The 18,458-nt window shown below is 47.5% G+C and carries 17 protein-coding genes; all 17 read left to right on the top strand.

What is annotated here, in order from left to right:
- The first annotated feature begins 159 nt into the window (after nt 1-159).
- On the top strand, nt 160-1,623 hold the full coding sequence (locus tag MHI55_RS28970; RefSeq protein ID WP_047840780.1) for a catalase: 1,464 nt from the start codon (nt 160-162) through the stop codon (nt 1,621-1,623).
- 208 nt (nt 1,624-1,831) lie between these two features.
- Nucleotides 1,832-2,248 carry a BlaI/MecI/CopY family transcriptional regulator gene (locus tag MHI55_RS28965; protein ID WP_017691824.1) on the top strand — a complete coding sequence of 139 codons (417 nt, stop codon included), beginning with the start codon at nt 1,832-1,834 and terminating at the stop codon, nt 2,246-2,248.
- 1 nt (nt 2,249) lies between these two features.
- Complete coding sequence (locus MHI55_RS28960) at nt 2,250-3,110, top strand: M56 family metallopeptidase (protein WP_340387896.1); 861 nt, start codon at nt 2,250-2,252, stop codon at nt 3,108-3,110.
- Nucleotides 3,111-3,160: 50 nt separating this feature from the next.
- A complete protein-coding gene (locus tag MHI55_RS28955) occupies nt 3,161-3,574 on the top strand; it encodes a DoxX family protein (RefSeq protein WP_100528505.1) in 414 nt (137 codons plus the stop codon).
- Between the two features lie 198 nt (nt 3,575-3,772).
- Entirely contained in the window at nt 3,773-4,474 is a 702-nt protein-coding gene (locus MHI55_RS28950; RefSeq protein WP_036612794.1) for a pirin family protein, read from the top strand.
- A gap of 44 nt (nt 4,475-4,518) precedes the next feature.
- On the top strand, nt 4,519-4,854 hold the full coding sequence (locus tag MHI55_RS28945) for a hypothetical protein (protein WP_036612792.1): 336 nt from the start codon (nt 4,519-4,521) through the stop codon (nt 4,852-4,854).
- A gap of 174 nt (nt 4,855-5,028) precedes the next feature.
- Entirely contained in the window at nt 5,029-6,624 is a 1,596-nt protein-coding gene (locus MHI55_RS28940) for a spore germination protein (protein ID WP_051447282.1), read from the top strand.
- Between the two features lie 4 nt (nt 6,625-6,628).
- Nucleotides 6,629-7,828: a Ger(x)C family spore germination protein gene (locus MHI55_RS28935; protein WP_051449524.1), complete on the top strand. Its 1,200-nt coding sequence runs from the start codon at nt 6,629-6,631 to the stop codon at nt 7,826-7,828.
- Nucleotides 7,821-8,042 carry a hypothetical protein gene (locus MHI55_RS28930; RefSeq protein WP_036612790.1) on the top strand — a complete coding sequence of 74 codons (222 nt, stop codon included), beginning with the start codon at nt 7,821-7,823 and terminating at the stop codon, nt 8,040-8,042. Before MHI55_RS28935 ends, MHI55_RS28930 begins: the two co-directional genes overlap by 8 nt.
- A 56-nt stretch (nt 8,043-8,098) precedes the next feature.
- Nucleotides 8,099-9,301, top strand: coding sequence for an endospore germination permease (locus tag MHI55_RS28925; protein ID WP_076319283.1), 1,203 nt, complete (start codon nt 8,099-8,101; stop codon nt 9,299-9,301).
- Nucleotides 9,302-9,431: 130 nt separating this feature from the next.
- On the top strand, nt 9,432-10,262 hold the full coding sequence (locus MHI55_RS28920) for a uroporphyrinogen-III synthase (RefSeq protein ID WP_036667837.1): 831 nt from the start codon (nt 9,432-9,434) through the stop codon (nt 10,260-10,262).
- A 206-nt stretch (nt 10,263-10,468) separates the two neighbouring features.
- Complete coding sequence (locus MHI55_RS28915; protein WP_340387895.1) at nt 10,469-11,968, top strand: cobyrinate a,c-diamide synthase; 1,500 nt, start codon at nt 10,469-10,471, stop codon at nt 11,966-11,968.
- Between the two features lie 178 nt (nt 11,969-12,146).
- Complete coding sequence (locus MHI55_RS28910; protein ID WP_315371814.1) at nt 12,147-12,869, top strand: SDR family oxidoreductase; 723 nt, start codon at nt 12,147-12,149, stop codon at nt 12,867-12,869.
- A 43-nt stretch (nt 12,870-12,912) separates the two neighbouring features.
- Entirely contained in the window at nt 12,913-13,551 is a 639-nt protein-coding gene (locus MHI55_RS28905) for a ThuA domain-containing protein (RefSeq protein WP_036667831.1), read from the top strand.
- A gap of 72 nt (nt 13,552-13,623) precedes the next feature.
- Nucleotides 13,624-14,004 (top strand): phasin family protein, encoded by a 381-nt coding sequence (locus MHI55_RS28900; protein WP_036612779.1) that lies wholly within the window; start codon nt 13,624-13,626, stop codon nt 14,002-14,004.
- A complete protein-coding gene (locus MHI55_RS28895; RefSeq protein WP_340387893.1) occupies nt 14,005-15,675 on the top strand; it encodes an AarF/ABC1/UbiB kinase family protein in 1,671 nt (556 codons plus the stop codon).
- A gap of 517 nt (nt 15,676-16,192) precedes the next feature.
- Complete coding sequence (locus MHI55_RS28890; protein WP_340387891.1) at nt 16,193-17,644, top strand: SulP family inorganic anion transporter; 1,452 nt, start codon at nt 16,193-16,195, stop codon at nt 17,642-17,644.
- Nucleotides 17,645-18,458 lie beyond the last annotated feature (814 nt).

The raw sequence follows: 18,458 nt of genomic DNA, 5'->3' as shown, positions 1-18,458 counted from the left end.
TCTTAATCTCATGTGAACCTCATGCAAGAGTAGAGTGGGACATGTTAGAATCAATTTAACAGTTAGATCAAGTCTAAATGTATATTTAAACCGAAGCCGAATATGATTTTAATAGTAGATATATAACAGCCGTGAGACCCATTAGAGGAGGACGACATGATGACAGAACGTATGACAACGAATCAGGGAGCACCTGTAGGTGACAACCAGAATTCCCGCACAGCAGGCAGAAGAGGGCCGACACTGCTTGAAGACTACCATCTCATTGAGAAAATAGCCCACTTTGACCGTGAACGTATTCCCGAAAGAGTCGTACATGCGAGAGGTGCCGGAGCTCATGGTGTATTCACGCTGGAGCAGAGTATGAAGGCTTATACAACAGCTGACTTCCTACAAGATCCAGGTACGGAGACGGATGTGCTGGTTCGTTTTTCAACCGTTATTCATGGTACGGGATCACCAGAGACTGCACGAGATCCACGTGGATTTTCCGTCAAATTTTACACACGGGAAGGCAACTATGATATTGTCGGTAATCATCTGCCCGTTTTCTTCATTCGTGATGCGATGAAGTTCCCTGATATGGTGCATTCCTTGAAGCCGGCTCCGGATACAAACATTCAGGAACCTGCCCGATATTGGGACTTTATGACCCTCTCACCGGAATCAACACATATGATGACTTGGTTGTTCTCTGATCTGGGCACACCAGCAAGTTATCGGGAGATGGATGGTTTCAGCGTACATGCTTTCAAATGGATTAATGCACAGGGACAGGTCCACTATGTGAAATACAAATGGGAGTCTGCACAAGGCGTGCGAGGCTTCTCTCGTCAGGAAGCTGCCGAGGTACAAGGACAGGACTTTAATCATGCTACCCGGGACCTGCATGAACATATCAAGAACGGGCAGTACCCGCAGTGGAAGCTTCAGGTACAGCTCTTGAAGCCTGAGCAAATGGATGATTTTGCTTTTGATCCACTCGACCCAACCAAAACATGGCCTGAAGATGTATTGCCGTTCCATACGGTAGGGACCATGACCCTGAATCGGAATCCACAAAACTTCTTTGCTGAAGTGGAGCAGGCGGCCTTTTCTCCTAGTGCGCTTGTACCCGGAATTGAGCCTTCCGAAGACAAATTGTTGCAAGGACGTCTATTCTCCTATCCAGATACACAGCGTCACCGGCTTGGACCGAACTATTTGCAAATTCCGGTGAATTGCCCGTACGCACCCGTTCGTAATCATCAGCGTGATGGACTCATGAATGTGAATCAGGACCCATCTCCGGTGAACTATGAACCCAACAGTTCAGGAAACAGCCCGCAAGAAGATCCGGCATACCGGGACAGTCAGGTTCCGTTGCAAGGGCATGTTACAAGAGAGAAAATCGAGAAGACGGATGATTATACGCAGTCAGGGGAGCTGTTCCGTTCATTTACTCCTGTAGAGCAGCAGCATTTGCTTGATAATCTGATCAATGACCTTAAGGGCGTATCTGTTGATATTCAAATGCGTGCCCTGTGCCACTTCTTCCGAGCGGATGGACAGCTTGGCGGACGTTTGGCTCATGGACTCGGCGTGGATATTTCTGCACATATGCCGTCACAGGATGGAAAATAAAGTACAGTTTGACCATGTTCTACAACATCATACGGACTAATATTCGTTGAAGACCGGGCAGAACCGCGAACGTGCGGAACTCCCGGTCTTTGGCCTTTTTTACTGAAATGGAAAACAAATTTACAAATCATTTACATAAAATAGCTGACATAGAGGTTGACTTCTCATATGATGGCACTACAATGGGTAGTGTGAGGGGTGTCAGAAAATGAGAATACACAATTTCAAAGTGGGTGAGCGTGGGCTCAACCGATTTTTTGGTCCGCTGGAGGCCAAGATCATGGACATTTTATGGGCTCGTCCTGGCAGTAGCATCCGTGAAGTGCAGACCGCACTTGAACAAGACAAAGACGTCAATTTTAATACAGTCATGACCGTGATGAACCGGCTCGTAGACAAGGGACTTCTCGGAAAGTCACAAAAGGGCAGAACATCTTTGTACCAACCGGTACAGAGCAAGGAGGAGTTTATGAACGACCAATCCAAGGAACTGTCACATGAGTTGGTGGATGAATTCGGAGCTTTGGCATTGAATCATATGCTGGATGCGCTGGACGAAGCAGATGCGGGTCTGATTGAACGCTTGGAACAGAAGATCAAACAATGGAAAAAGGATAGCGATTAAGATGTGGAAGACCCGCTCGAAACTTTTGTTTACCGTCGGGTTTGGCATTCCGTTACTCGTGTTCATGCAGATGTTCATGTACGCGATGTACAAAATTTTTGGCTGGGATATCCCGTTTAACCTGCTCTGGCTCTGCAATCATTGGATGAGTCGACTGGGATGGTTATCTGTGGGACATTTCCTGCTGGCACTGGTATTGCTGACATTTGCGGGAACAGGCTGGTTGTTAATGGTGCGTATCATGAAAACCAGAGCAGCCGTACGTAAGCTTCGCTCCATGGAAGTGCGTGCATTGTCTCGTGAACTGGAGTCCAAGTATCACCATCTCGGACAGCCGGGATTCATTGTGGTGGACAAGCATTCTCCGGTTGCATTTACAATTGGTTTATGGAGACCTTGCATCGTACTCTCCACGGGACTTCTGACGATGCTGGATGCAGAAGAGGAGACTGCAGTTGTGTACCACGAAGTCCATCATCTGTGGCACCGTGACCCACTGAAGACAACACTGTTATCGGTATTTGCAATCATGATGCCGTATATTCCTGTATTGAAGCATACTTCGAAACATTACAATATTGTTAGAGAAATTCTGGCAGACAATGAGGCCATTGAGCGTACAGGCAATGTGGCAGGCATTGGCAGTGCTTTGCTCAAGCTGCTCCGTGCTTGTCCAGAGCCTTGGGGGGCCAAAGAACTGACCGTTCAATCCTCATTTGCGGATACGTCGGTGAATGTCCGCATTTCACGTCTGCTGGACCCGGAACAGGACGTGACGCTGAGGTTGCCACGTTATGCTGTTCTGATGTCGGCTACTGTTTTTCTATTGCTGTCTATCTTGTTTGTTTGGTCCATCGGATAGATTAATTGGGCTAAATGTGAAGTCGAATATAATGAGGAAGGAAGATGAACATGAATAATAAAAGTGTAGAGATTGGATTACTTTTCTCAAGGATTATGATCGGTTTGATCTTTGTATTGCACGGCTGGAGTAAATTCGAAGGTGGAATCAGCGGTACGGTAGGTTTTTTCGAAAGTATTGGTATTCCCGGATTTCTTGCATCCGTTGTAGCCATCATTGAGTTGGTAGGTGGTGCAGCGATGATTCTGGGTCTGGGAACACGTGTGTTTGCTGCCCTGTTTGCCATCGTGATGGTTGGCGTTCTGTTTACAGCCAAAGTGGGTGAGCCGTTCCTGAGTGGTACCGAGTTAGATTACCTGCTGCTTGCGGGTTCCCTGACACTGCTCTTCACAGGAAGCCGCCTCCTGGCCGTGGATTATCTGTTCTCCAGACAGGGGAACGCTCGCCAGAATGTGAGTGCTTGAATTGACTAACGATCGCTAAAAAATAATGAAGTGCAGGATGAGTCCTGTAACGAGGTTCTTTATTGGCCAGGCCGGTTCGGGAATTGATTGCGAACCGGGCTGATCAGTAGAGAACTTTTTTCGTTTGGACGACATGCCTATAGTTTGTTACAATGAGAATAAGTATGCTACTAAGAAAAAATAAGGAGGATGCATTTTATGATTAACGTCATTCCATCCGATGCCCGCTCCAGCTTCGATCGAGGCTGGCTCCGTGGTAGTCACAGCTTTTCTTTCGGAGAATACCAAGACCCGGAGAATACGGCGTTTGGACCGATGCGGGTAGCGAACGACGATGTGATCGCGCCTGGTCGCGGTTTTGGGGCTCACCCGCATAGTGATATGGAGATTGTATCGATCGTACTGAACGGCAAGTTACGACATGAAGATAATCTGGGCAATGTAGCCGTTACAGGCTTTGGTGGTATCCAGCGGATGTCAGCAGGCAGTGGCATGATTCATACCGAACATAATGCATCCGATACCGAAGAAGTACGTTTGCTTCAGCTCTGGTTCATGCCACAGACAAAAGGGTTGGAGCCCTCCTATGAGACGACATCATTTGATCCAGCGGCATTGGCAGGAGCACTCGTGCCGATTGTATCCCCAGATGGGGGACCAAGAGTTGCGACCATTCATCAGGATATGACGATCTACCTTGGCCGATTAGCCAAAGACGAAACGTTAACCTTTAATCAGGATGCAGGCCGCCGAATGTACATTTTCTCCATCGAAGGCAAGCTGGGATTGGATGGAGAGTACCTGTTGAACGAAGGCGACACGGCTCGTGTGGAACAGCGGGATTCAATCGAACTGCAAGGAAACGAAGATACGTTCTATATGATTATTGATTTGCCGTAGATGGCTGATGAAATGAACTCCAAGATGAAGGAGGATATACACGTATGGCGCAACAGGAATGGTTTATGGTTAAACATGCGGTGACCGGACGAGGATTAGCTAATAGCAAAACAGATTCCCTGTCCTATCGGTTCCAACAGGAGGGTACAAGTTTCATATTTACCGTTACGGGTCTGGACGAGCAGATTGTGGAACAGATTATGGAGCTTAGACAGGAACTGAATGTATTCCGTTTTGTCCAACGCAAGGATCAGCCCCTTTTGAAACACTGGTACTACGTAGATGGTGAACGGGTAGTATACGACAGGGAGAGTCACACGCTAAGCATCTATGCGAAGTCGGAGATTCGTTATGTGCCTGAAGATTATTTTGCGGATTAACTTATAAGTACCTATAGAACTTGGAACATCTCAGAGGTCTCTGTTAAATACAGAGGCCTTTTTGCTGTCTAAAAACTCAGAGAATTTAATCGTAATTTTGCAAAAAAGACCACATAATTCCCTGCTGTCTGGCACAAGCTACCTTGTATAAAAACAAGAACGGAGGGGCGGCATATGGCAGACAAAACATCTGGGAAAGACAAGTCCGGACAACCGGGACGAGCTTCAGAAGAAAAAAAACATATTCCTTTGGGACTGCCGTCCCCGCCTTTTCTTCGGCAGCCAATTAGTGCAGTACATGAAACTCAGATTAAGGCGGTAAAGGAGATATTCTCCGATTGTTCTGATGTGGTTTTTCGCAACGTCATGATTACGCCTGAAGTGAAAGGACTTCTCGTCTATATTGAAGGTATTGTCAATTCGGCTGATATCCAGGAACACATGCTGCGACCGATTATTCGAGGGCTGGTGCAGCAGCGAACAGATGAACCTGATGTTCCACTGGATGATACAACCGTTGAGCTAACACAGGTGAAGCGAGTGGATACCTGGGCTGCTGCGACAGAAGGGGTGCTGGCATCCTCTGCCCTTCTGGTGGTCGACGGAAGTAACAAAGCCTGGATGTTCAATGTCAAAGGTGGAGTCAGACGTGGTGTGGAGGAACCGCAGACAGAATCCGTGATTCGGGGACCGCGGGAGGGATTTACGGAAACGCTCCGTGTGAATACGGCCTTATTGCGGTTCAAGCTGAAAACACCTGCTCTCAAGATGGTGAGTATGACCCTTGGAACAGACACCAAGACAGATATTGTGCTGACCTACCTGGAAGGTATTGCCGATCCAAAAACGATTCAAGATGTTAAGAAACGTCTGGAAAAAATCAATATTGATGGCATCCTGGAGACGGGTTATATCGAGGAATTGATTGAAGATCATCCGTATTCCCCTTTTCCTCAGATGCACTACTCGGAGCGGCCGGATACCGTTGCAGGCAATCTGTTGGAAGGACGCTTTGCCATTATGGTAGATGGAACCCCATTCTCGCTGATTGCTCCAGTCACGATGTGGCAGATGCTGCAAGCCAGCGAGGATTATTACGAGCGATTCTTCATCAGTAATCTGGTGCGGTGGATTCGCTTCCTATTCGTAGCCATCGCTCTGTTCCTGCCAGCCTTGTATATCTCTATTACAACATTTCATCAGGACATGCTGCCAACTACGCTGATTCTAAGTATCGCAGGTGCCCGGGAAGCCATTCCTTTTCCAGCTTTGGTTGAGGCGCTCATTATGGAGCTGTCGTTCGAAGCTCTCCGGGAAGCGGGGGTCAGGTTACCCAAAACAGTGGGTCAGGCTGTCAGTATCCTCGGTGCACTTGTGATCGGACAGGCCGCAGTTCAAGCGGGGATTGTATCCGCACCGATGGTTATTATCGTATCCATGACAGGAATAGCTTCCTTCACGATCCCGCGATTTAACTTCGCGATTACGGTGCGTCTACTCCGATTTCCGATCATGTTACTGGCAGGTATGCTTGGACTATATGGCATCGTCATCGGCTTGGTTCTGATCTCGGTACATCTGACACAGATGACTTCGTTCGGTGTCCCATATCTCTCCGGTCTTAGCCCGTACAGTAAAACAGATACCAAAGACATTCTCATTCGTGTGCCATGGTGGAAAATGATCAATCGTCCTTCTACGGTACATCGGGATCAGAAACGGATGACCGAAAAGATCAACGGTTCCCCTGAAGCTGAGGAAGGGTGGTGAACCCATGCAGTTCATATATAAGTACCGGGCAGTGATAGCGCTGTTGTTATGTACCACTTTTATTTCAGGTTGCTGGGATCGTAAGGAGATTAACGATGTTGCCTTTGTGATTGGTATTGCTGTCGATAAGGAGGGAGACAATTACAGATCCAGTCTTCAGATTGCTCTGCCGGGACAATCCGGTTCTTCCGGTAGTGAAGGAGGCGGAGGCGGCACGAGTGGAGATAAATCCTGGTTCATGTTATCCAATACAGCCAAATCATTGCATGGTACGTCTATTGAAGGTCAAAAGGAACTCTCACGAAGAATCTACTATGCGCATCGCCGTACGATGCTTATTGGTGAGGAGCTTGCCCGGGATGGCGTGGCCTCCATGCTTGATCTGTTTACGCGGTATCCGCTGAACCGATTCTCTGCATTGCCAGTGGTCACAAAAGGTGCAGCATATGAAGTCATGGATACGGATGCACCTATAGAGAAGTTTCCATCCGAGATGGTGCGGGAACTGTGTTTCCTCAATATGCGTAATCCACGTTCACTTAAAACGTTTATAGATGCCATTCTTAGTGAAGGTGTGGATCCATTCCTGCCGGTCGCTTCGAAAGTGACCAATGTTCCAAAAGGGTGGAAGGACGCCAAAACAAACATCAAGCTGGATGGATTGGCCATCTTCAAGAAAGATAAGTTGGTTGGCATGATTGACAAAGCTCCAGCTGATGCGCTCATTCTTGCTATGGGCGAAGCCAATGCGCCGGAGATTATGGTTAAAGCTCCTGGCGGAGATGGAGATATGTTCATCAAGTTGAACGAGAACAACGCTTCACTACATCCCAGTATCAAGGCTGATAAGGTCACCGTGAATATTGAATTATATGCCAAGGGAGTTCTCGTAGATAACGAATCCAATTATGGTGACCGACGTGAGAATGAGATTCAGAAGATAAATGAAGCCATTCACGAGAAAATAAAATTGGATATCGAGGAAGGTGTCCGGTTGGTTCAGGGGAAATATCATGCGGACATTCTTGGAATCGGTCGATCCATTCATCAACATCTGCCGGCCAAGTGGGACACGATGAAGGATCGCTGGGATGACATATACCCTGAAGTCGAGGTGACGGTTACTCCCCATGTCATTATTGAAAACGTTGGGGTGAGCAATAAACCAATTGGCGTCGGAGAGGATGAAGTTGTACATGATTAAACCACTCTTATTTACCTTCCTGGCCATGGTAATCGTGGTCATTTTGATGGATTTCAGACATTTGAAACAGGCAGCTGCCATTAATCGCTGGCTATCCTATAGTTTGATAGCAGTGGCTACAGGCATTTGGTTCTATGTGACTAATCTAAGCAAAACCTTATTTGTGTCGGTATGGATAAGCCACGTTATCCAGCGCTTACTGCCACTGCCCTAGGTTGTCGACAGGATGCATTAAGTTTGCGAGATCGCGAGAGGGAAAGGAGGTATATCATGAATCAGAGAGTGACACACCGTCAGATGATCCTGCTCGTGCTGCTGCTCAGTATTTCAGGAACGTTAATTCAGCCTCACGCGCAAGCTATCTACTATGCGGAACAACACGCTTATCTCTCGTATATACCTGTAGTCGTAGTGATGCTTGCATCCATGTGGATGTTAAGTCGGGTCCAGCGGAGATTTCCGGATCAGGATCTATTTCAAGCCCTTGCTGGGCGATTCCCCTTTTTGGGAAGGCTCGCAGGATTGATGTACATTTTGTTTTTTTTCTTTGTGTTTGCGAGGGATATCCGGTTAACGGGGGATTATATCAGCATAACTCTGTTAGAGACCACGCCCATCTCCATCATTGTGTTATCACTGATCGTTATGGGAGTTTTTATCGTCAGAGGTGGGCTCGGCTCCTTGATCGGTATGTCGGAGTTGTATGTGACATTGTTTCTCTTAAACTCCGTGATTGTGCCTTTCATGCTCATTCAACAGATCAATATGGATAATTTGATGCCGTACTTTCACGTTGATGTTACGGGAGTGGGCAAGGGGAGTTGGTACATATTTTCGTTTTACGGAGAGATGATTGCATTACCTTTTGTTATCAAAGGCAGTGATTTTCGATATAAATCGGTTGTGTCAGGTATTATCCTCTCTGCACTCCTGATGATGTTAATCCTTGTGGAGACCATTACCTCCATTGGAGTTCCTATCGCTTCAAGGTTGGTGTATCCCTCCTATGAATTGGCAAGACAATTGCAAATCAGTGATTTCTTGGATCGGTTTGACCTTGCGCTGGCAGCGGCAACCTTGCCTACTATGATCACGAAGATTGCATTTGACCTGTACTTTGTCTGCTGGGGATTGAAGCGAATCATTCCGAACGTATCGGGAAAGGTGTTGACAGGCCCGATTGCCCTTGTCGGATTTGTCTGTGCATTCTGGTTCTTCCGAAATGCCATTCAGCTCAATCGTTTTACTCGGGAATGGACGTGGATCGCCATTGTATTTGAAGTGATGTTCCCTATCGTGCTGTTTCTTTTCCTTCGTCCTCGCAAAAAGGATAAAAAAGAATCTACCCAACAGAGATCGGGAGAACAGTCAAAGAAAGAGAAACATGAGCCGGAACAAAAATCGGCTGATTCGGAGAAGGACGGAGAGAAAAGACGGAAAGATTCTCATGGCGGAGAACTCCAGCCTTCCTGATGCATTCCATCAAAAATCCTTATAGATGAACGGGCAAAAAGAGGGAAAGTACAGTTTCCCTCCACAGAAGTACCCTGTATACTGTAGTCAGACTGATGAACATTCGGCTGAACTAACGGGGGGAACATGAATGGCTCAACATTTGGCAGGTGTGCGTGTAGCATTGACAGGACCACGAAAATCGAAAGAAATGTCCATACTGGTTGAAAAAATGGGTGGAATCCCGCTTGTGCGACCGGCACAGGGGACCGTATTCCTGGATGATCGGAGTATCAGGGATGGGCTGGTATCCTGGATCTCAGACCCGCCAGATTGGGCGGTATTAACGACGGGTATGGGATTGGATGCATTGTTTGAAATGGCTGAGGATATGGAAGTGGCAGGCCAATTGTTGGATGTATTATCAGAATCCTCAATTGCGGCAAGGGGATACAAGACGGTGAATGCGCTCAAAAAGCGCAAGCTAACACCGCTGGTACGAGATGATGACGGTAGCACGGACGGGCTTATCCGAGAATTCACCCCACATGATCTCGCAGGGAAAAAGGTTATGTTGCAGCTTCATGGGGAGACAGCTCCCAAACTCGTTGCATGGTTGGAAGAACAAGGTGCCATCGTCAGACAAGTGCTTCCTTACCGCCATGTACCGCCAGAAGAGGCAGAACTGGAACAGTTATTGAATGAAATTCTAAATTTCGAAGTAGATGCTGTTGCGTTCACAAGTGGGCCGCAGGTTAGATTTCTGACGCAATATGCGGCCTCCCAGGACAAGCTTGAGCCGATGCTTGCAGCCTTCAGACAAGGTGTAATTCCTGCGTCTGTAGGTAAAGTTACCGCAAACTCCATGCGTGAAGAAGGCATTGAGGCACTGGTCATTCCGGAGGAAGAGAAGATGGGAGCACTCATCGTTGAGCTTGGACGTTACTTTGCAGCAGGGCGTGCGGCCAAGATTAGAGATTAGTGGCCTGCTTTTAGATCAGTTCGACAAAAAGCTTTTGGCGTCGCTTCATGAATAAAGAGTGTGCATTAATCTTAACCGCATCGCTATATGATGCGGTTTTGTTTAGATTATAGAATTTATACGTTATAACTAAAACACGAATGTATATCCTTGATAGTGCTTCGATCAGAAGCTTTTCTTATCTAGAAGTAAAGGTGGATATGACGATGACCATTGCAGATCGTAACGCCAGACCCCGACTTATCATTGCAGGGACCGGAAGTGGTGCAGGAAAAACGACAGTGACCTTGGGGCTAATGAGAGCACTTGCTCAGCGTGGCTTGAGTGTACAAGGGTTCAAATGCGGCCCGGACTATATTGATCCGACATACCATACCGCCGTCACGGGCAGACCGTCACGTAATCTGGATGCATGGATGACATCGCCTGAATACGTGAGAGATACGTTCGAGAAGGCATCGGCGGGACATGATATTTCCATTATTGAAGGCGTTATGGGCCTCTACGATGGCAAAGATCCGCTCAGCAATACAGGCTCAACTGCAGAGATTGCTCTGGTCACGCAGACCCCTGTGATTCTGGTTGTGGACGTACGCAGCATGGCTCGCAGTGCGGCCGCGATTGTCTTGGGTTTTCAACAGCTGGAGCCTGAATTAAATATTGCCGGAGTAATCGTCAACCGTTGTGGAAGTGCGGGTCATTATACCATTGTGCAAAAAGCCATTAAGCAGATGTGCGGCATTCCTGTGGTTGGCTGGCTGAAGCGGGACGAAGACATGTCCATCCCGGAGAGACATCTGGGGCTGGTACCTGCCATTGAGCGCGGTGAACTGGAGCCATTATTTCAGCGGGCTGCCGATGTGCTGATGGAAGGCACCGATCTGGATCTTCTGCTGGATCTGGCGACAAGCGCCCCGCCTTTGAATACAGAAGAATTGAGTCCTGCGACTACTGCCCACGCTGATTCGGCTAATGCTGAATCTGGCTCGAATTACGATCTACATTCCAATTCAGTGATCCACGTTAATAATCGACATGTATCATATGCGGTACAGCCTGTCATTGCCGTTGCGCGCGATGCGGCATTTAATTTCTATTATCCCGATAATCTGGAATTGCTCGAAGCAGCCGGGGCACGATTACATTACTTCAGTCCGCTCGCTGGCGAAAGTATTCCAACAGATGTGGATAGCGTCTATTTGGGCGGCGGGTTTCCAGAGGAATTTGCAGCAGAGATTGCCGGTAACCAAGATTTCTTGGAAGGACTTCGACTGGCAGCACAATCCAACATGCCTTTATTTGCCGAGTGTGGTGGTTACATGGTACTTGGAGAAACGTTGACCGACCGAGAGGGAGTTACTTTCGACATGGCGGGCATTATCCACGCACAGGTGCAGATGCAGAAGAAGCGCGCTGCGCTTGGCTACCGTGAAGCAAGTAGCGTTCGGGATTCCTTTTTGCTGAAAAAGGGTGAAGTACTTCGGGGTCATGAATTTCATTATTCGACAATGACCTATCGTGATGAAGAAACGATTCCTTATGCGTATGAGACCAAGGGGATGCGTGGCTTGAAGCAAGAGGGATATGCCGCAGGCAACATCGTGGCGGGGTATACGCACGTTCATCTGGGCTCTTATCCGGCAGCTGCTCGAAGATGGGTGGAGCATTGTCTAGCCTATCGGCAGGAGCGATATATGCAGAGATAACAACAACTATTTATAGCTCAAATAGATAGCTGAATTCAATAAGCAAAATGGCTCTAATCTTTCTTTTACCTCCTGAGTCTTTGGTCGTGAAGTTGGCGATCCGATTCTGAATTAAAGGTTTTCAGATGAATATGTGGAATGAATAAAAGACAGAATCATTATGCGAGGGAGGGACATCATGATGAGAACCGTATGTGTAACGGGAGCTGCTCGTGGATTGGGATTGGCTTTGACGGCACAGATGCTGAAGAGAGGGTATCTCGTGTATGCGGCCGGTCTGGACGTGGAAGATTCCGAGGGAATTCGTATGCTTGCAGAAGGATATCCTGACCATCTGCGCGCCATCGAACTGGATATCGCGGACGACCTGTCGGTAGCTCTGTTCACGGAGACATTGAAGCTGGATACGAATCATTTGGATATGCTGATCAATAATGCGGCTATACTAGGAAGTATTACGGATCATATCCGCGGGCCGTTGAATATGGCGGAGATGGCTGAAGTATTTAATGTGAACACCTTAGGTACACTGCGTGTGACTCATTCCCTGTTACCCCTCCTTCTTCAAGGAAAGGTCAAGCTGATTGTTGATATCTCTTCCGAGGCTGGAAGTATAGAACAATGCAGTCGGGATGGGTGGTATGCCTATTGTATGTCCAAAGCTGCTTTGAACATGCAGGCCCGTCTTGTGCACAATGGTCTGAAGGATGAAGGCGGACAAGTGATGCTTGTGCATCCCGGTTGGGTACAGAGTTATATGAGGGGCGAATTGGATGTTGCTGCGGATCTCACGCCCGAGCAATCTGCACAGCATATCGCAGTACTTATCGACCGCCATGAACAGTTTAAAGGAGATCAGCCCGCATATGTGGACTACAAGGGAGAGAAGCTCCCCTGGTAGTTGGTTTTATACAGTGAGGTGAACAAGAAAGGAGATTAATTGAATGGATCATCGTAAAAAAGCATTATTACTTGGCGATTATACACATCCGGATTGGCACCCGCTTCAGGGGGTGGATGCGGAGATTAGCCGAATTTTCCATGATACTATGACTGTGCAGTGCAGTGAGAATCGGAATATGCTGCTGCAAGAAAATATAACCGGGTTTGATGTATGTATCTCATACATGGACGATTGGAAGGGTAAAGTCTCTCCACAGCAGACAGCAGGTTTGTTGTCCTATGTAAGTAATGGGGGTGGACTGGTCATTATACATAACGGCATTTCGCTCCAAAATCGTTATGAGCTCAAACAGATGATCGGTGCCAAGTTCCTGCATCATCCGGCGTATGCACCGCTTGAATTCACTGTAACGGCGGAAAGCCATCCCGTGACGGAGGGCATTTCGAATTTCACAATGGAAGAAGAGCCTTATCAGTTCGAATTTGGTTCTTTTGCCGAAACGAAAATATTACTTGAATATCAATCCGAAGAAGGACCAAAGCCTGCGGTTTGGGCTCATCGATATGGTGTTGGGCGTATTGTTTATCTGATGCCGGGTCACCATGTGCCGTCTTTTGCACACGAAACGTACCGGAAGTTACTTCTGCAAGCAGGCAAATGGGCTGCGCGTTACGTCTGATCGGACTGACATTTTTGCATGCAGAGTATAAGGGGTATAATATAGAGATCAACGAAGAGGAGGATGACAAAAATGAGCGATTTGTTCAAAAAGGCGATCTCGTTAGGGCTTGGTCTTACTGTCGTAAGCAAAGAAAAAATTGAGAAAACCGTGGATGATTTGGTCAAGCGCGGGGAACTTGCGCCCGGTGAATCCAAAGCTTTGGTTGAACGTCTGCTGGAACGGGGCGATGAAGAGCAAGGCCAGTTCAAGAGAGTGATTCAAGAACAGGTCAAGCGTGTGCTTCAGGAAGCTGGTGTGGCATCCGAAAGTGATGTAACCAGTCTGGAACAGCGCGTTGCCGTTCTGGAGAAAAAACTTGCCGAACTGGGCCACTCACCACAGCTTCAACCTGATGAATCCCCAGCTCCACTTGAAGTTCCTCCTCCTCTCAAAGGAAACGAGATCGAGTAGATGGCAGTGCGAATCAAACATGTCGGCAGATACCGTGAAATTGCCATGGCGCTAGTGCGTCATGGCTTCGGTTATATGGTCGAGGAGCTGGGTTTGTTCCAGTTGCTGGCTCTGCCCAGACGGTGGATGTCGCGTGAAGCACACACCACCAAAACGCTGAGTGAACGTATTAGGCTTGTGCTGCAGGAGCTGGGGCCAGCTTTCGTTAAGCTGGGGCAACTCGCAAGCACAAGGGCAGATCTGTTGCCTGAGTCTGTCATTCGCGAGCTGGTGAAGTTGCAGGATCAGGTCCCGCCGTTCTCTTCCGAGACGGCACGGGGTATTTTGGAACAGGAATTGGATACACCGCTGGAGGAGATCTTTTCCCGGTTCGAGGATACCCCTGTAGCTGCGGCCAGCATTGGACAGGTGCATCTGGGCAAACTTCAAAGCGGTGAATCGGTAGCCATCAAGATTCAGCGGCCGGGCATATCGCGTATTGTGCAGCGTGACCTGGATATTTTGCGTGAACTGACAGCCATGGCCGAGAAGCGCTGGGACTGGGTGAAGCAATATCAGATTCCGCAAATGGTCGAAGAATATGCTCAGGCGTTGATGGCCGAGCTGGATTATACGGTCGAAGGCCGGAATACGGAAAAGATTGCACAGCAGTACCAACAGGACAACAAGGTGAAAATCCCGACAATTTACTGGGATCAGACTTCGTCCCGTGTGCTCACTATGGAGTATATCGAAGGTATCAAGCTCAATGATCGTGAAGAATTGGTCAGACGCGGCCATGATCTGAACAACATTGCGGAGCGGCTGGTGGATTCATTATTGAATCAGATCTTTATTCAGGGATTCTTTCACGCTGACCCACATCCGGGCAATCTAATGGTATTGAAGGATGGACGTCTTGCTTTTATAGACTTCGGTATGGTGGGCAGTCTGAGTGATGAGATGAAACAACAGCTTGCTTCGCTTATTATTGGGTTAATGCGCAAAGATACCGACAGTATGATTCGGGCGATTGAGAAATTGGGCATGATGCCAGATGACATGGACCTGCGTGGGCTTCATGTGGATTTGGACAAGTTACGTACCAAATATTACGATATTCCCTTTTCCAAGATCAGTGTGGGTCAGGCGTTGAATGATTTGTTCGGCGTAGCTCAGAGGCACCGGGTTGTCATGCCTGCGGATATTCTACTGCTTGGTAAATCGTTGCTGACGATGGAAGGTGTAATCGAACATCTCGATCCTTCCCTGAGCATTGTAGATATGGCCGAGCCCTTTGGGCGGAAGCTGATCAAGGAACGTTTTAGCGCTGGAAGAATCAAGAATCGCTTGTTCCGCAGTGCGGCCGATATGGCCGAGAGTGTCATTGGTCTGCCAGGGCAGTTAAGGCAATTATCATCCATTATTAGCAAAGGCAAGCTGAGACTGGAGATTAGTGTCCCTGAACTGGATGCACTCATGCGCAGAATGGACCAGATCAGCAATCGGCTGTCTTTCAGTATTGTGTTACTTGCCTTCTGTATCATTATGGTGGGCCTGATTATCGGTTCGTCGATCAGTCATCAGTCCACGATGCTGTGGGATATTCCGGTCATTGAGATTGGTTTCCTGGTGGCGATTCTGATGGTGGCTTTCCTGCTCTATTCGATATTCAAATCGGGAAGGTTCTAGCAACAGCATTACATCACAAGAATACCCGTAAAGAGACTTTCTTCAATGGATCTTTGCGGGTTATTTTTTGTGAATAGAGAATTGGTGAGTAAATTATAGAAAGATTAAGATAATAGAAGAAAAGGTTCTGTTTTTTCGCCTTAACTGTATTAGTACATATCCGGTCCTGTGACTATAATAATAGGTCAGTACATTAACGGACCCGGTTTTTCTGAGAGGGGAAAACCTATGGGCATCAGGATCAGCTCCTGATGTCGCACGAGTAAGACAACTGAGGCAGTAATGGAACACCAGCGGTACACACTGGAACGGAAAAGACATGAGTGCATATTAACCCGTCAAGGCTATATGGATGGTAAATAATGATGCAACTCAGGCAAGAGCATAGGCGAATGAAGCGGAGAGGAATCCGTTGTTTTGTGCTGTCCTGGGTAGTTGGTTAGTGTGAACGGCTTCCGTTACTCTTCAGCAGATTGTTCATTATGAGGAATACGCGTAGGAGGAACGGCAAGAACATATGAATACTTTAAAACAACAATGGTTTGGCAACATTCGCGGAGACGTGCTGGCAGGCATTACGGTAGCGCTGGCGTTAATTCCGGAAGCCATTGCGTTCTCCATCATTGCCGGTGTCGATCCGATGGTCGGGTTGTACGCTTCGATTACGATTGCGATTGTGATCTCGATTGCTGGTGGAAGACCAGGTATGATCTCGGCGGCAACAGGTGCCATGGCGGTACTAATGGTTGGACTCGTCAAGGATTATGGCATGGAATATCTCTTTGCGGCTACGATTTTGACGGGCATTATCCAGTTTTTACTGGGCATATTTAAAGTTGGGAGATTTATTACGTTTGTGCCTCATTCGGTACTGACCGGATTCGTTAACGCACTGGCGATACTCATCTTTATGGCGCAGTTAACCCACTTCACGGGAGCGAACTGGATCATGTATGCGATGGTAGCGGGCACGCTGGCGATCGTTTATATTTTGCCACGGTTTTTCAAAGGCATTCCAGCTCCACTGATTGCAATTATCGTGATGACGATTATTACCTTGGTGTTTCATCTTGACGTAAGAACAGTCGGCGACATGGGGAATATAACGAGCACTCTGCCGATGTTCCACTTGCCAAATATTGCGTGGACTTGGGACACGCTGATGATTCTGCTGCCTTATTCATTCACCATGGCACTGGTTGGATTGCTGGAATCTCTGCTGACCGCAACAATCGTGGATGAGATGACCGAGACCAAGAGCAGCAAGAACCGTGAAGTGCGTGGTCAGGGTATCGCGAATTTTGTGAACGGTTTGTTTGGCGGCATGGGCGGCTGTGCGATGATTGGGCAGTCGGTCATTAATGTGAAGTCTGGCGGACGTGGAAGATTATCTACGTTTACTGCGGGTGCGTTTCTCGCGATCCTGTTGTTGCTGTTTAGCGGTGTGGTGAAACAGGTACCAATGGGGGCGCTCGTTGGTGTAATGTTTATGGTGTGTATCGGAACATTCGACTGGAGTTCCATCAAAAATATAACTCGCGTGCCGCGGGCGGAAGCCTTTGTCATGATCGTGACGGTGGCAATTGTGGTCTATACTCACGATCTGTCGATCGGGGTTATGGTCGGCGTTGTGCTCAGTGTGTTGCATTTTGGCTGGAAACAGACCAAGATTCGTGTACAGGCGAGCCAAGAGCAAGGGGAGAAGGTATATCGGGTTCACGGACCATTCTTCTTTGGCTCTTCGTCCCGATTCGTGGATGAGTTCGATGCAGAGGCCGATCCGAAGGAGATCACGATTGATTTCGGAGGGTCACATATCTGGGATAACACTGCGGTTGTGGCTATTGGAAAAGTGAAGTTCAAATATGCGAAGCTTGGCAAAACCGTGCACCTGCGCGGGTTAAACGAAGAGAGCACTCGCATTCTTGAACGGAGTGGGTTTGCTACAGCTGGAGGGCACGGTTCGTAACTTGGTTGCAACGAAGGTTGTTGTCCAAAGGTGCATTGTCTGACTATAGTTACGCGGACAAGGTGAAAAATGAACGGTTTAGTGAATCTGGAATTAAGGATCTAAACAAGCAATGAAGTTATGAAGGCTACTGTCCTAAAGTAGTGTTGAGCAGACATGCGACAGCCCTGTGTAGTAGACAACATAAAAAGATACTTTTTATCAGCGGCGCACTTTTCCCCAATGTAAGTTCGGGGAGAGGGGGTCGTTGTTTTTTTTATTAGAGTGTGTGGTGTGAACAGTGAAGAAGAGAGAAGAACGAAGAAGAAGTAGTAGTAGTTCTAATGGTGCTAGTGGTAGTTCTAGTAGAAGTAGAAGTAGAAGTTGGAGTAGCAGTTGTAGTAATAGTTCTAGTAGAAGTATAGGTAGTGCTGGTTGTTGTTGTTAGTTCTAGTATTTGTAGTTGGTGTTCTGGTCCTAGTAAATGTTGTTATTACTGTAGCCGATGTTATTGTGCTCAAGCTTGTTCCTTCAGTGTGTGTAAACTCTAACGAACCTGGCACGTCTTATATGGGGGTATTTCATGTTTTCGTTATTTTAACGAATCTCAGACATCTTATTTTGCTGATTCCACATATACTGATGCCGTTTCGCGGGTATTTCCGAGTAATAAGGTGACTGGAGTTCGTTAGAAAATCCAAACGGCTCTAATTGGCGTAATAGGGTATCCTGGATTCGTTAGAATTAGTGGTACGTGGGATTTCATCGTGAGAGCTATTTTCGAACCGCGAGAAATCTTGAATTCTGATCTCAATGTACAGAGTTATGTAAGGTA

Source organism: Paenibacillus sp. FSL E2-0151 (assembly GCF_037993015.1).
Taxonomy (GTDB): Bacteria; Bacillota; Bacilli; order Paenibacillales; family Paenibacillaceae; genus Paenibacillus; species Paenibacillus amylolyticus.
Note: the sequence above shows the minus strand (reverse complement) of the source record. Positions and strands in the feature narration are given on the sequence as shown.